The sequence below is a fragment of the Blastococcus sp. SYSU DS0539 genome, assembly GCF_054050855.1.
This window is the reverse complement of sequence record NZ_JBJHAF010000012.1, coordinates 147,222-160,647: the sequence shown is the minus strand read 5'-3', so window position 1 is coordinate 160,647 and position 13,426 is coordinate 147,222. Positions and strand designations below refer to the sequence as shown.

At 75.2% G+C, this 13,426-nt stretch carries 15 protein-coding genes; 1 reads left to right on the top strand and 14 read right to left on the bottom strand.

Annotated features, from left to right (window positions below):
* The first annotated feature begins 89 nt into the window (after nucleotides 1–89).
* The gene (locus tag ACI790_RS15605; protein ID WP_456570697.1) at nucleotides 90–698 is read left to right on the top strand and encodes a hypothetical protein; all 609 of its coding nucleotides are present in this window, start codon (nucleotides 90–92) and stop codon (nucleotides 696–698) included.
* Between the two features lie 3 nt (nucleotides 699–701).
* Here the strand turns inward: ACI790_RS15605 and nusB are convergent, their stop codons facing one another.
* The 14 genes from nusB to ACI790_RS15535 form a co-directional block, all read right to left on the bottom strand.
* Complete coding sequence (gene nusB / locus ACI790_RS15600) at nucleotides 702–1,109, bottom strand: transcription antitermination factor NusB (protein WP_456570696.1); 408 nt, start codon at nucleotides 1,107–1,109, stop codon at nucleotides 702–704.
* 25 nt (nucleotides 1,110–1,134) lie between these two features.
* Nucleotides 1,135–1,695 carry an elongation factor P gene (efp, locus tag ACI790_RS15595; protein ID WP_456570695.1) on the bottom strand — a complete coding sequence of 187 codons (561 nt, stop codon included), beginning with the start codon at nucleotides 1,693–1,695 and terminating at the stop codon, nucleotides 1,135–1,137.
* Entirely contained in the window at nucleotides 1,696–2,814 is a 1,119-nt protein-coding gene (locus ACI790_RS15590; RefSeq protein WP_456570694.1) for a M24 family metallopeptidase, read from the bottom strand. It lies immediately after the preceding gene.
* Nucleotides 2,811–3,245 (bottom strand): type II 3-dehydroquinate dehydratase, encoded by a 435-nt coding sequence (gene aroQ, locus ACI790_RS15585; protein ID WP_456570693.1) that lies wholly within the window; start codon nucleotides 3,243–3,245, stop codon nucleotides 2,811–2,813. Before aroQ ends, ACI790_RS15590 begins: the two co-directional genes overlap by 4 nt.
* Nucleotides 3,242–4,303 carry a 3-dehydroquinate synthase gene (gene aroB, locus ACI790_RS15580; RefSeq protein ID WP_456570692.1) on the bottom strand — a complete coding sequence of 354 codons (1,062 nt, stop codon included), beginning with the start codon at nucleotides 4,301–4,303 and terminating at the stop codon, nucleotides 3,242–3,244. The genes aroQ and aroB overlap by 4 nt, the downstream gene beginning before the upstream one ends.
* A complete protein-coding gene (locus ACI790_RS15575; RefSeq protein WP_456570691.1) occupies nucleotides 4,300–4,833 on the bottom strand; it encodes a shikimate kinase in 534 nt (177 codons plus the stop codon). Before ACI790_RS15575 ends, aroB begins: the two co-directional genes overlap by 4 nt.
* Nucleotides 4,830–6,014 carry a chorismate synthase gene (gene aroC, locus ACI790_RS15570; protein ID WP_456570690.1) on the bottom strand — a complete coding sequence of 395 codons (1,185 nt, stop codon included), beginning with the start codon at nucleotides 6,012–6,014 and terminating at the stop codon, nucleotides 4,830–4,832. Before aroC ends, ACI790_RS15575 begins: the two co-directional genes overlap by 4 nt.
* A gap of 47 nt (nucleotides 6,015–6,061) precedes the next feature.
* Nucleotides 6,062–6,724: a prepilin peptidase gene (locus ACI790_RS15565; protein ID WP_456570689.1), complete on the bottom strand. Its 663-nt coding sequence runs from the start codon at nucleotides 6,722–6,724 to the stop codon at nucleotides 6,062–6,064.
* Between the two features lie 8 nt (nucleotides 6,725–6,732).
* Complete coding sequence (locus ACI790_RS15560) at nucleotides 6,733–7,539, bottom strand: shikimate dehydrogenase (protein WP_456570688.1); 807 nt, start codon at nucleotides 7,537–7,539, stop codon at nucleotides 6,733–6,735.
* Nucleotides 7,532–9,292, bottom strand: a complete 1,761-nt coding sequence (gene mltG / locus ACI790_RS15555) for an endolytic transglycosylase MltG (RefSeq protein ID WP_456570687.1) — start codon at nucleotides 9,290–9,292, stop codon at nucleotides 7,532–7,534. The genes ACI790_RS15560 and mltG overlap by 8 nt, the downstream gene beginning before the upstream one ends.
* Entirely contained in the window at nucleotides 9,289–9,894 is a 606-nt protein-coding gene (ruvX, locus tag ACI790_RS15550) for a Holliday junction resolvase RuvX (RefSeq protein ID WP_456570686.1), read from the bottom strand. Before ruvX ends, mltG begins: the two co-directional genes overlap by 4 nt.
* A 75-nt stretch (nucleotides 9,895–9,969) precedes the next feature.
* Entirely contained in the window at nucleotides 9,970–12,651 is a 2,682-nt protein-coding gene (alaS, locus tag ACI790_RS15545; RefSeq protein WP_456570685.1) for an alanine--tRNA ligase, read from the bottom strand.
* Between the two features lie 55 nt (nucleotides 12,652–12,706).
* Entirely contained in the window at nucleotides 12,707–12,991 is a 285-nt protein-coding gene (locus tag ACI790_RS15540; protein ID WP_456570684.1) for a hypothetical protein, read from the bottom strand.
* Nucleotides 12,991–13,416, bottom strand: a complete 426-nt coding sequence (locus ACI790_RS15535) for a DUF948 domain-containing protein (RefSeq protein ID WP_456570683.1) — start codon at nucleotides 13,414–13,416, stop codon at nucleotides 12,991–12,993. Before ACI790_RS15535 ends, ACI790_RS15540 begins: the two co-directional genes overlap by 1 nt.
* Nucleotides 13,417–13,426 lie beyond the last annotated feature (10 nt).

The window sequence follows — 13,426 nt, the reverse complement described above, 5'->3', positions numbered from 1 at the left end:
CCCCCCCCCCCCCCCCCCCCCCCCCCCCCCCCCCCCCCCCCCCCCCCCCCCCCCCCCCCCGCCCGCCCCCCCCCCCCCCCCCCCCCCCGGTGCTCGCCTTCCTCGTGGGCGCCACCTGGATCGGCGCCGAGTGGTCCCACCGCACCATCGTCGCCCTGCTGTTCTGGGTGCCGAACCGGCTGCGCGTCATCGGCACGAAGATCGGCGTGCTCGCCCTGGCGGCGCTGGTGATCGGGGTGGCGGCGCAGGCCGCCTGGCTCGCCATGGCGTGGATCCTGCGCAGCCTGGTGGGCGTCGACACGCCCCTGCCGGCGGGGTTCTGGGGCCAGCTGCTGGCCGCGCAGGGACGCGCGGTCGTGCTCGCCGTGCTGGTCGCGCTGATCGGCTTCGGGCTGGCCAACCTGGTGCGCAACACCGGGGCGGCGCTCGGCGTCGGGTTCGTCTACTTCGCGATCGTGGAGACGGCGCTGCGGATCTACGACCCGATGCTGGAGCGCTGGCTGCTGTCGACCAACGCCGCCGCCCTGGTCTTCCCCGGCGGCATCCCGGTCTTCGACTACGGCGCCATGGGTCCGGGGACGAGCGAACCGGTGCCCTACCTGGTCACCAACCTGCAGGGCGGCCTGGTCGTCGGCGCGTTCGCCGCGGTGATCCTCGGCGTCGGCGTCTGGCTCTTCGCCCGCCGCGACCTGCAGTGAGCGTCAGGCGGTGGGGACCTCGGCGGCGAGGATGGCGCCCAGGACGCCGTTGACGTAGCGCGGGGACTCGTCGGTGGACAGCGTCTTCGCCAGCTCCACCGCCTCGTCGATGACCACCGCGTCGGGCACGTCGTCGGCCCAGAGCAGCTCGTAGGTGGCCATGCGGAGGATCGCGCGGTCCACGTCGGGCAGGCGGTCCAGCGACCAGCCGGCGGTGTGGGTCTCGATCAGCTCGTCGATGCGCGCAGCCTGCTCGTCCACGCCCTCGACCAGCCGGACCGCGTGGTCCGGGATCGGGGGGTTGCCGTCGGCGACCCGTTCACGGAGGAGTTCCAGCCGGTCGCGGCCCCGGACGTCGGCCTCGTACAGGACGTCGACGGCACGCTTGCGCGCCTTGGACCGTGCAGCCATGCGACCTGTTCCGCCCGCTCCGTGCTCAGTTGACGCGGCCGAGGTAGCGGCCGTCGCGGGTGTCGACCTTCAGCTTCTCGCCGGTGGTGATGAACAGCGGGACCTGGATCTGCGCGCCGGTCTCCAGCGTGGCGGGCTTGGTGCCGCCGGTGGAGCGGTCGCCCTGCAGGCCCGGGTCGGTGTGCTCGACGACGAGCTCCAGGGTGACCGGGAGCTCGACGTACAGCGGGGTGCCGTCGTGCACCGCGACGACGACCTCGGTGTTCTCCAGCAGGTAGTCCGCGCCCCCGCCGACGGTCTCGGCCGGCACGTAGATCTGGTCGAACGTGTCGCCGTCCATGAAGACGTAGTCGGTGCCGTCCTTGTACAGGTACGTCATCGACCGCTTGTCCACGTTGGCCGTCTCGACCTTGGTGCCGGCGTTGAAGGTCTTGTCCACGACCTTGCCCGACAGCACGTTCTTCAGCGTCGTGCGCACGAAGGCGCCACCCTTGCCGGGCTTGACGTGCTGGAAGTCGGTGACGGTCCAGAGCTGGCCGTCCAGGTTCAGGACGATGCCGTTCTTCAGGTCGTTGGTGGTAGCCATCTAGAGAACCAGCAGTTCCTTGCTCGTGAGGGTCAACAACTCGGGCGCGTCGTCGGTGACGATCAGGGTGTCCTCGATCCGGACACCGCCATGGCCGGGCAGGTACACACCCGGCTCCACGGTGACGGCCATACCGGCGGCAAGCGTACCCGCGCCCTGCTGGCCGATGCCCGGTGCCTCGTGGATCTCCAGGCCGACCCCGTGCCCCAGCCCGTGGGTGAAGTGCTCGCCGTGGCCGGCCGCGACGATGACGTCGCGCGCCGCGGCGTCCACCACGACGACGTCGGCACCCACCGCCAGCGCGGCCCGGCCGGCCGCCTGGGACGCCGCCACCAGCTGGTAGATCTCCCGCTGCCAGTCCGCGGGCTCCCCGCCCAGCACCAGGGTGCGGGTCATGTCGGAGTGGTAGCCGTCGACCGTCGCACCGAAGTCGAGCTTGAGGAAGTCACCGGATCGCAGCTCGGTGCGGTCGGGTCGGTGGTGCGGGATGGCGGAGTTGGCGCCGGTGGCGACGATCGTCTCGAACGACGGCGCCTCGGCGCCGAGCGCCAGCATGCGCGCGTCGAGTTCCCGGCCGACCTCCAGCTCGGTGCGGCCCGGCCGCAGGGCGCCCTCGGCGGCCAGTTCGGCGAGCGCCTGGTCGGCGACGGCGCACGCGCGGCGCAGGGCCTCGATCTCGTCGTCGTCCTTGATCGCGCGCTGCCCCTCGACCGCCCGGCGGACCGAGGCCAGCTCGGGGACCGTTCCTCCGGCGGCGGCGTCGGCGAGGACCCGCTCGAGGCCGCGCAGGCCGTCGACGGTGAGGTCGTGGGACTCGTAGCCCAGCCGGCCGGCACCGCCTCGCACGGCCTCGCGGGCCAGCGCGGGCACGGTCGCCCGGTCGATCACCAGCTCGACGTCGGGCACCTGGGTGCCGGCCTGGGTGGTGTAGCGGCCGTCGGTGCCGAAGACGTCGCCGCCGCCGACCCGCACCAGCAGCGCACCGTTGGAGCCGGTGAAGCCGGTCAGGTAGCGCACGTTGAGCAGGTTGGTGACCAGGACGGCGTCGAGCCCGCGCTCGGCGGCGGTGGCCCGCAGCGCGTCGCGGCGACCGGCCTCGCGCGCGGTGTCCCGGCTCACGACAGGCCCCGCAGGACCAGCCACTGCAGGGCGAGCACGTAGCCGTGCACGCCCAGGCCGGCGATGACGCCGTCGGCGACGCGGGAGACGTACGAGTGCTGCCGGAACTCCTCGCGGCGGTGGATGTTGCTGATGTGCACCTCGATCACCGGCGCGGTCACCGCGGCCAGCGCGTCGTGCAGCACCACCGACGTGTGCGTCCAGCCGCCGGGGTTGACCACGATCGGGTCGCCGGCGTCGGTCGCCTCGTGGATCCAGCGCAGCAGCTGGCCCTCGTCGTCGGTCTGGCGCACCTGCACCTCGACGCCGAGCTCGCGCGCGGCGGTCGCCAGCAGCTCCTCGAGCTGGGCGTAGGTGGTCGTCCCGTAGACCTCGGGCTCGCGCGTGCCGAGCCGGCCGAGGTTGGCCCCGTTGAGCACGTGGATGGTCATCGCTGTCCTCCGGAGACTGCGGCCCACGCCGCGTCGAGCCAGGCCTGCTCGGGGTCGGTCAGGATCCTCGGGTTGCCGATGCCGTCGAGGACGACGAACCGCAGCGACGCGCCGCGGGCCTTCTTGTCCACCCGCATGACCTGCTGCAGCCGTGCCCAGTCGCCGGCGTACCGGGTGGGCAGGCCCATGGCGGCCACCAGGTCGCGGTGCCGCGCCACCTCGGCCGGCGTGAGCAGCCCGGCCTGCCCGGCCAGCTCCGCGGCGAAGACCAGCCCGACGGCGACCGCCTCGCCGTGCCGCCAGCCGAAGTCCTCGACCCGCTCGATGGCGTGGGCGAGGGTGTGGCCGTAGTTGAGGAACTCCCGCACGCCCGTGTCGAGCAGGTCCTCCCCCACCGCCGCGGCCTTGACCCGCACGGCCCGCTCGATGAGCTCCTCGGTGTGCCGCCGGCCGGCCGGGTCGGCGGCGAGCAGCTCCAGGATCCGCGGGTCGGCGATGAACCCGCACTTCACCACCTCGGCCAGCCCGGAGCGGAACTCCGCCTCGGGGAGCCCGGCCAGCAGGTCGGTGTCGGCGAGCACCGCGGCGGGCGGGTGGAAGGCGCCGACGAGGTTCTTGCCGGCCGCGGTGTTGATGCCGGTCTTGCCGCCCACGGCGGCGTCCACCATGCCGAGCAGGCTGGTGGGCACCTGGACGACGCGGATGCCGCGGGTCCAGGTGGCGGCCAGGAAGCCGGCCAGGTCGGTGACCGCTCCCCCGCCCACGCCGACGACGGCGTCCGAGCGGGTCAGGCCCAGCCGGCCGAACTCCTCCCACACCTCGGCGGCGACCTGCGCGGTCTTCGCGGCCTCGCCGTCGGGGACGACGACGGCCTCCGCGGCCACCCCGGCGGTCTGCAGGATCTCGACGGCGGCACCCGCGGCGGCGGCCAGCGGCGGCGCGTGGACGACGGCGGCCTTCGGGGTGCCGGCCAGCACCAGCCCGAGCTCGGCCTGGGCTCCGGCCCCGATCCGGACCTCGTAGGGCTGCTCCCCCGCGACGGGGACGCGGCGGGTCACCGGGCCCCCTCCGGCGTCAGGACGGTGAGCACCTCGGCGACGACCTCCTCCGGGGAGCGCCCCGCGGTGGCCACCGGATGGGTGGCGACCTCCGCGTACAGCGGGGCGCGCTGTTCGAGCATGGAACGCAGCATGGCGCGCGGGTTCACCGCCAGCAGCGGCCGGTCCCGGGACAGGCCCACCCGGCGGGCCGCCGAGGAGACGTCGACGTCGAGCCAGACGACCGTGCCGCCCGCGCGCCCGTAGGCCACGAGCAGCTCCCGCGTCGCGGGGCTGGTCACCGCGCCGCCTCCGAGCGCCAGGACGCCGTCGTGCTCGGCCAGGGCGCGGGCGACGGCCCGCTCCTCCAGCGCCCGGAAGTGCGGCTCCCCGTGCTGCACGAACAGGTCGGCGATGCTGCTGCCGGTCTCCCGCTCGACGTCCTGGTCGGTGTCCCGGAACGGGAGGTCCCGGGCGGCGGCGACGGCCGTGCCGACCGTCGTCTTGCCCGACGCGGGCGGGCCGACCAGGACGAGCGCGGGGACGCTCACCGGTACGGCAGCGCGTCGAGGTAGGCCTGCGCATTGCGCCGGGTCTCGGCGACCGAGTCGCCACCGAACTTCTCCAGCACGACGTCGGCCAGCACCAGCGCCACCATCGCCTCCATCACCACGCTGCCGCGGGGCACCGCGCAGGCGTCGCTGCGCTGGTTGATGGCGACCGCGGCCTCGCCGGTGGCGACGTCGACGGTCTGCAGCGCCCGGGGCACCGTGCTGATCGGCTTCATGGCGGCGCGGACCCGCAGCACCTCGCCGTTGGTCATCCCGCCCTCGATGCCGCCGGCGCGGTCGGTGAGCCGCTGCACCCGCGTGCCGTCGTCGGCCAGCACGATCTCGTCGTGGGCCACCGAGCCCCGGCGCCGGGCGGTCTCCAGCCCGTCCCCGACCTCCACGGCCTTCACCGACTGCACGCCCATGAGGGCCGCGGCCAGCCGGGCGTCCAGCCGGCGGTCCCAGTGCACGTGCGTCCCCAGGCCCGGCGGCAGCCCGTGCACCACCACCTCGATGACCCCGCCGAGGGTGTCGCCGGTCCTCCGGGCGTCGTCGATCTCGGCGACCATGCGCGCGCTGGTGGCCGGATCGGCGCAGCGCACCGGGTCCTCGTCCAGGCGCGGGTTGTCGTCGGGCCCGGGCAGGAGCCCGTCGGGCGCGACGACGGGACCGATGCCGACGACGTGGCTGACCACCGAGACGCCGAGCGTCTGGCGCAGGAACGCCTGCGCGATCGCGCCGAGCGCCACCCGCGCCGCGGTCTCCCGCGCGCTGGCCCGCTCGAGCACCGGCCGGGCGTCGCCGAAGCCGTACTTCTGCATGCCGGCGAGGTCGGCGTGCCCGGGACGCGGCCGGGTCAGCGGCGCGTTGCGGGCCTGGCCGGCCAGCACGTCGGCGTCGACCGGGTCGGCGGACATGACGGTCTGCCACTTCGGCCACTCGGTGTTGCCCACCTGGACGGCGATCGGGCCGCCCTGGGTGCGGCCGTGCCGCACCCCGCCGGTCAGCGTGACGAGGTCCTGCTCGAAGGACATGCGGGCGCCCCGCCCGTGCCCCAGCCTGCGGCGGGCGAGCTGCAGGTCGAGGTCGGCGGTCTGCACCTCGACCCCGGCCGGTAGGCCCTCGAGGATGGCGGTGAGCTGCTGGCCGTGCGACTCACCGGCGGTCAGCCAGCGCAACATGCCGGGGATTCTGCCAGTACGAGGAGCCGGTCCCCGGAGGCCTCCCCTCAGCCGGGTGGGACGCCGCCGACCAGCAGCGCCAGGACGGCGCCGACCAGCAGCGGCGGGCCGAACGGAACGGAACTGCGCCAGCCCGCCCGCCGGGTCGCCACCAGGGCCACCGACACGAGGGCGCCGGTGAGCAGACCGAGGAAGACGCCGGCCAGCAGCACCCCCCAGCCGAACCAGCCCAGCACCAGCCCGATCAGGCCGAGCAGCTTGACGTCGCCGAGACCGAGGGCCGCCGGGGCGAGCAGCCGCGCCACCGCCGGGATGGCGAACGCGGCGGCGCCCGCGGCGACGGCCCGCGCCAGCGGCAGCCAGGTGCCGAGCACGGCGGCGTCGGCGACCAGCGCCGCGGCGCAGACCACCAGCGCCGGCAGGAGGACCCGGTCGGGCAGCCGGTGGACCGCGAAATCGACCGCCGCGAGGACGACCGCGGCGCCCGCGGCCCAGGCCAGCGCGACGGTCGCGGGCCGGAGCCCGCAGAGCAGGACGGCGCCGGCGAACCCGGCGGCGAGCAGGCCGGTCGCCAGCGCGACGGCACCGGGTGCGGCGGTCGCCCGGGCGTCGCGGGCGGCCAGCCGGGCGGCGGTGCGCGCCAGCCACGGGCCGGCGCCCAGCCCCACGAGCAGGGCCGCGCCGGCCAGCAGCGGACGGGAGACCTCCACGCCGGCGGTCAGCGCGCGTCGAGCGCGGCCCGCATCGCGCCGATGGGCGCCGGCTGCCCGGTCATCAGCTCCACCTGCACGGTGGCCTGCCAGAACAGCACCTCGAGGCCGCTGACGACCGTGCCGCCGGCGGCGGTCACCCGCTCGGCCAGCGGCGTCGGCCACGGGGCGTACAGGACGTCGAGCACCGTCTGACCGGCATGCCAGTCCAGCGCCGCCACGGCGGGCTGGCCGTCGACGGGCACGGTGCTCACCACCACCGGGGCCGCGACCCGCGCACCGGCCAGCGGGAGGACGGCGCCGTCCACCCCCAGGGCGTCCAGCACGCGCACGACCTCGCCGGCCCGGGCGGGCTCCCGGACGACGACGTCGACCCGGCGGGCACCGAGCGAGGACAGCGCCACGGCGGCGGCCGCAGCCGTGCCCCCCGCGCCCAGGATCGCCGCGTGCTCCACCTGCTCAACCCCGGCCAGCTGCAGCGCCATGCCGACGCCGGTGACGTCGGTGTTCTCCGCGCGCCAGCCGGCCCCGGTGCGGACGAGCGTGTTGGCCGCCCCCAGCAGCCGGGGCAGCGGGTCGACCTCGTCGGCCACCTCGACCGCGGCCTGCTTGCACGGCATGGTGACCGAGAAGCCGCGCCACTCCTCGCCCAGCCCGGCCAGGAGCACCGGCACGTCTTCGGCACCCACGTCGAGGGCGTCGTACGTCCAGTCGGTGAGCCCCAGTGCCGCGTAGGCGGCGCGGTGCAGCAGCGGGGAGAGCGAGTGGGTCACCGGCCGGCCGAGGACCGCCGCCCGCTGCTGCCGCTCAGCCACCGCACCCCAGATCGGCGGCGGCGCACCGCTGCCGGGCTTCCTGGAACTCCGGGTACGAGCTGGTGAAGAAGTGCGATCCGTCCGCGGACTCCAGCACGTAGTACAGGAGGTCGCCGCTGCTCGGGGACAGGGCCGCCTCCAGGCTGGCCTCGCCGGGGGAGCTGATCGGCGTCGGCGGGAGCCCCTGGCGGTTGCGGGTGTTGTACGGGTCGTCGGACGCCAGATCGGTGACGGTGAGCTCGTTGCCGCTCTTGTCCAGCCCGTAGGCCAGCGTGGCGTCGATGCCGAGCGCGATCCCCTGCTCCAGCCGGTTGTAGATCACCTGGGCCACGTCGGGGCGCTCCTCGTCCAGCCGCGTCTCCGACTGGACCATCGACGCCACCGTGACGACCTCGTACGGGGACAGGGCCAAGGCCGCGGAGCGCTGCTCCAGCTGCAGCCGGTCGGCCACGCCGGCGAACGCGTCGACCATCTGCTGCAGCATCTGCTGCGGCGTGGTGCCGGGCTCGAAGTCGTAGGTCGCCGGGAACAGGAAGCCCTCGAGCTGGCCCCGGGCGTAGGCGGGCAGGGTCAGCGCGGCCGGATCGGCCGCCGCCCGCAGCTCCTCGATCGGCGTGCCGGTCTCCTCCGCCAGCCGGGCCAGGATCTGCTCCACGGTGAACCCCTCGGGCACGGTCACCCGCGACACCTGGCGCGAGGCCGGGTCCAGCAGCAGCTCCAGCGCCGCCTCGCCGCTCATCTGCTGCCGCACCGTGTAGACGCCGGGCTGGATGCTCGTCGCCTCGGGATTCGCCTGCGCGGCATCGATGAACGGGCCGGTGGACGCGACGACGTCGGCCTCCTGCAGCGTGCGGGCGATGTCGCTGAGCGTGTCCCCCTCCTCCACGCGGACGTCCACGCTGCCGGTGCCCGCCCCGGTGTAGTCGGGCGAGGACTGGTCGAACAGGGAGAGCAGCTGCTGACCGCCCAGGACGATGCCCGCCACGAGGCCGCCGAGGACCAGCAGGGCCGCGGCGATGGCGAAGGGACGGCGGCGACGGCGCCGGCGGCTGCGGTCGCTGTGCGCGTCGTAGGGCTCGATCGGGATCTCGTCGTCGGTCAGCGACCCGTCGGCGTGCTCGCCGGCCTCGTCCAGCAGGTCGTCGTCCGCGGGGTGGAGCTCCTCGTCCGGCCTGGAGCCGGACCCGGCGACGGCGCCGCGGCGACGGCGCAGGCCGCGCCGGCGGGGCCGGTCCTCGTCCACGTTGGCGCCGATGACGTCGAGGCCACCGGTCTGCTCCTCCCACGAGGAGGCGTCGGCCGCGGCGTCGGTCTCGGCGGCCGGTTCGCCGTCGCGCAGGTCGTCACCCGGGCGGCCGGCGTCGGGGCCGGTGCTCAGGCGGGGCGCGGCGACGGTGGCGTCGTCGTCCCCGGCGTCCGGGCGCGGGCGCAGCCGGCCCCAGGAGCCGGTGGGCAGCGGCGGCAGCGGTGCCGAGGGGTGCTGGCGGCCGGAGCCCTGCTCGTCGCCGCCGTGCCGGGAGGTGAGCGGGTGGCCGGGATGGGCGCCGGAGCCGGCGGACCGCCGGTCGGGGCCGGCCAGCGGACCGGTCGCGTCCTCGGCGCGGTCGGCCGGGTGACGCGTGGGGTGGGCGGTGGGGCCCGGCGGGAGTCCGCCGCCTGCGGGGGGCCCGGCTCCGCTCGAGAAGGGCGACGCACCCGCGCCGTCGTCGAAGGAGTGCCGGCCCCGCCGCGGCGGCCCGCCGGGCGCGCTCACGAGGGCGCCCGCCGGCTGTCGAGATACTGCTGGAGGATGACCACGGCAGCCGCCTGGTCGATCACGGCCCGCTGGCGACGGCTGTCGATACCGCCCTCCCGGAGATGGCTGGCTGCGGTCACGGTGGAGAGCCTCTCGTCGATCAGGTTCACCGGCACATCCGGAATGCGGTCGGCCAGTTCCTGAGCGTAATCGGCGGCATCCTGGGCGGAACTGCCCGACGCACCCGACAGGTGCACCGGCTCCCCCACGACCACCTCTGTCACCTCGTGTTCCGCCACGAGGGCGGCGAGCTGGTCGAGATCGGCCTTGCTCTTGGCCCGGCGGAGCGTCTCCAGGGGGCTGGCGAGCGTCCCCGTGGCGTCGGACAGCGCCACGCCGACCCGGACGGTCCCGACGTCGACACCGAGCACCCGGCCGCGTGGGGCGGACGCGTCGGCCCGGCGCGGCGGCACCTTGAGGTGCTGCGGCCAGCCGCCGGAGAGGTCGATCTCGGTGGTCTCGTGCGTGACCGGCGGAAAGCCCTGGCTCAGGTCGATCTCGGTCGTCGGGTGATAGGTCGGCTGCTCCCCCGTCGACGGGCGGGGCCGCGTCGGCGGCACCGCCGGCAGCTCCCGCCGCCGGCCGCCGACCGGGCCGGTGTCCTCGGGGCTGTGCTCGGTTCCGGACACGTTGGTCTACCTCCCACTGGCGGCCGCGACCGCCTGCTCGCCGGCCTGCAACGCCGCGGGGATCCCCGCGGGATCGGTTCCGCCGCCCTGGGCGACGTCGGACTTGCCGCCACCTCGCCCGCCGACCGGGGCCGAGGCGGCCTTCAGGACGTCGTTGGCCGACAGTCCCTGCGCGACCGCACCCGGGTTCAGCGCCGCCACCAGTGCCACCTTGCCACCGGAGTCCGAGGCCAGCAGCACGACCGCCGGGCGGTCGGACCCCAGCCGCCCCCGGATGTCCAGCGCCAGGGTGCGCAGATCGCCGCCGCCCAGGCCCGCCGGCGCGCCGGTGACCACGGCGACCCCGCCGACGTCCCGGGCGGAGGCGGCCAGCTCGCCGGCCGCGGCCACGCTCTGCCGGGCGCGCAGGTCGGCCAGCTCGCGGTCGAGGTCGCGGAGGCGGGCGACCATGCCGCTCACCCGGTCGACCAGTCCGTCCTGCGGGGACTTGAGCAGATCGGCCAGCTGGCGCACCAGGTCGCGCTCGCGCGCGAGGTACCGGAACCCCTCCAGCCCGACGACGGCCTCGACGCGGCGCGCGCCCGAACCGACCGAGGACTCACCGGTGAGGGCGAGGGTGCCGATCTGGGCGCTGCCGCGCACGTGGGTGCCACCGCAGAGCTCGCGGGACCACGGTCCGCCGATCTCCACGACGCGGACCTGCTCGCCGTAGGTCTCGCCGAACAGCGCCAGGGCGCCGAAGGCCTGCGCCTCGGGCAGCGTCATGTACGACGCGGTCACCGTGTGGTCGGCGCGCACGGCGGCGTTGGCGACGTCCTCGATGTCGGTGCGCTGCTGCTGGGTGAGCGCACCCTGCCAGGCGAAGTCCAGGCGCAGGTAGCCCGGCCGGTTGTAGGACCCCGACTGCAGTGCCTGCGGGCCGAGCACCTGGCGCAGCGCGGCGTGCACCACGTGGGTGCCCGAGTGCGCCTGGCAGGCCGACAGCCGCCACTCGCGGTCCACCTCGGCGGTGAGCTCGGCGCCGTCCCGCAGCTCGCCCTCCAGGATCCGCACCTGGTGGGCGACCAGGCCCTTCACCGGCCGCTGCACGTCGATGACCTCGGCGCGACCGCCGTCCCAGATCAGGATGCCGGCGTCGGCGACCTGCCCGCCGGACTCGGCGTAGAACGGCGTCCGGTCCAGGACGACGCGGGTGATCTCCCCCGGGCCGGCCGGCCGCTCGGCCTCCTCGTCGCCCTCGCGCACGATCGCGAGCACGCGGGAGTCGGTGCGCAGCGTCTCGTAGGCCTGCCAGTCGGTGGGGCCGTGGTCGGCCAGCAGCCGCCGGTAGGCCAGCACGTCGACCGAGCCGGTGCGCTTGGCGCGGGCGTCGGCCCGGGCCCGGTCCCGCTGCTCCGCCATCAGGGCGCGGAACCCCTCCTCGTCGACGGTGACGCCCTGCTCGGCGGCCATCTCGAGGGTGACGTCGATGGGGAAGCCGAAGGTGTCGTGCAGGCTGAAGGCCTGGTCGCCCGAGAGCCTCGGCGTGCCGGCCCGCTTGGCTTGCTGCACCGCGGTGTCGAACAGCGCCGTCCCGGAGGTGAGGGTGCGGCGGAACGCCTCCTCCTCGGCGTAGGCGACGCCCGAGATCCGGGCGAAGTCGGTGGCCAGCTCCGGGTAGCTCGCGCTCATCGCGTCGCGGGACACCGGCAGCAGCTCGGGCAGCGTGGCCTCGTCGACGCCGAGCAGCTTCATCGACCGGACGGCGCGGCGCAGCAGCCGGCGGAGGATGTAGCCGCGGCCCTCGTTGCCGGGCGTGACGCCGTCGCCGATGAGCATGAGCCCGCTGCGCACGTGGTCGGCGACCACGCGCAGCCGGACGTCGGCGTCGCGGTCCTTGCCGTAGGTGACGCCGGCCAGCTCGGCCGCGTGCCGCAGCACCGGGGCGACCTCGTCGATCTCGTACATGTTGTCGACGCCCTGCAGCAGGTAGGCGACCCGCTCCAGGCCCATGCCGGTGTCGATGTTCTTCTTCGGCAGCTCGCCGAGGATCGGGAAGTCCTTGCCCTCGCCCGGCCCCCGCTCGTACTGCATGAAGACGAGGTTCCAGATCTCCAGGAACCGGTCGCCGGCGCGGTCGACGGCCGGCCCGCCGTCGGGCCCGAACTCGGGGCCCCGGTCGACGTAGATCTCCGAGCAGGGACCGGCCGGGCCGGGGGCTCCGGTCGACCAGTAGTTGTCGTCCATGCCCAGGCGCTGGATCCGCTCGTGCGGGAGCCCGGCGATGCGGTGCCAGGCGTCGGCGGCCTCGTCGTCGTCCAGGTAGACCGTCGCCCAGATCTTCTCGGGGTCGAGGCCGAGCCCGCCGTCCTCCACCCGCCCGGTGATCAGGTCCCAGGCGTGCTGGACCGCGCCTTCCTTGAAGTAGTCGCCGAAGGAGAAGTTCCCGTTCATCTGGAAGAACGTGCCGTGGCGGGTGGTCTTGCCCACCTCCTCGATGTCGAGGGTGCGCACGCACTTCTGCACGCTGGTGGCCCGCGGGAACGGCGCGGGCTCCCGGCCGGTCAGGTACGGGATGAACGGGACCATGCCGGCGACGGTGAACAGCAGCGACGGGTCCGGGGAGACCAGCGACGCGCTGGGGACGACGGTGTGGCCGCGCTGGGCGAAGTGCTCCAGGAAGCGGCGGCGGATCTCGGCGGTCTGCATCAGGTCTTCTCGGTGTCGGGGGCCGGAGCGGGGTGCTCGATCCGGCCCCGGGGGGTCAGAGGTCGGCGGCGTGCGATCCGCGGCGCAGGGCCGCGGCGTCACCGGCCTCGGGGAGAGGCGCGTCGAGGCCGGTGCCGGCGCGCAGCTCCAGCTCCCGCTCGTTCATCGCCTCGCGGATGTCGGCGCCGAAGTCGCCGATCGCGTCGGCGAGGTCGCGCAGGCCGTCGGCGATCGAGGCCCCGATGCCGGCCGGCGTCATCTTCTCGGCGGCGGCCGACAGCTTGCGGACGACGAGCGCGCCGATGGTCACGCCCATCGCGAGCCAGAACAGCCGGCGCATCAGGCGGCCCGCCGGGCGGCACGGCGGGCGCGGCGCTCGGCCTTGTCCCGCGCGGCGGCGTCGGCCAGCGCCTGGCCCTCGCGCTTCTTCCGCGTCGCGCTGCGCACGCCGTAGCTGAAGGCGGCGACCTTGATCAGCGGGCTGCCGAGCGTGGCGGCGACGACGCTGGTGAGCGCGGCGACGTTGCTGGAGACGTTGGCGGCGTTGCCGGTGATGTCGTCGACCCGCTCCAGGTTGCTGTTGACGTGCGCGACCGTGGTGCTGGCCTGGCCGAGGATCGGCGCGCTCTGCTCACGCACCTGGCGGATGGTCAGGGTGGTCTCGTCGAGCGTCCGGCCCAGCTTGAGCAGCGGCACGGCCACGAGGACCACCAGCAGCACCAGCGCCCCGGCTGCGATCAGCCCGGCGATCTCTCCTACGGACACGCGTGCTCCT

Excerpts from the sequence above, each read along its gene's own strand:
- nusB (WP_456570696.1), bottom strand. The coding sequence starts at position 1,109 with ATGGCTGCACGGTCCAAGGCGCGCAAGCGTGCCGTCGACGTCCTGTAC.
- efp (WP_456570695.1), bottom strand. The coding sequence starts at position 1,695 with ATGGCTACCACCAACGACCTGAAGAACGGCATCGTCCTGAACCTGGAC.
- alaS (WP_456570685.1), bottom strand. The coding sequence starts at position 12,651 with ATGCAGACCGCCGAGATCCGCCGCCGCTTCCTGGAGCACTTCGCCCAG.
- aroQ (WP_456570693.1), bottom strand. The coding sequence starts at position 3,245 with ATGACCATCCACGTGCTCAACGGGGCCAACCTCGGCCGGCTCGGCACG.
- ACI790_RS15540 (WP_456570684.1), bottom strand. The coding sequence starts at position 12,991 with ATGCGCCGGCTGTTCTGGCTCGCGATGGGCGTGACCATCGGCGCGCTC.
- aroC (WP_456570690.1), bottom strand. The coding sequence starts at position 6,014 with ATGTTGCGCTGGCTGACCGCCGGTGAGTCGCACGGCCAGCAGCTCACC.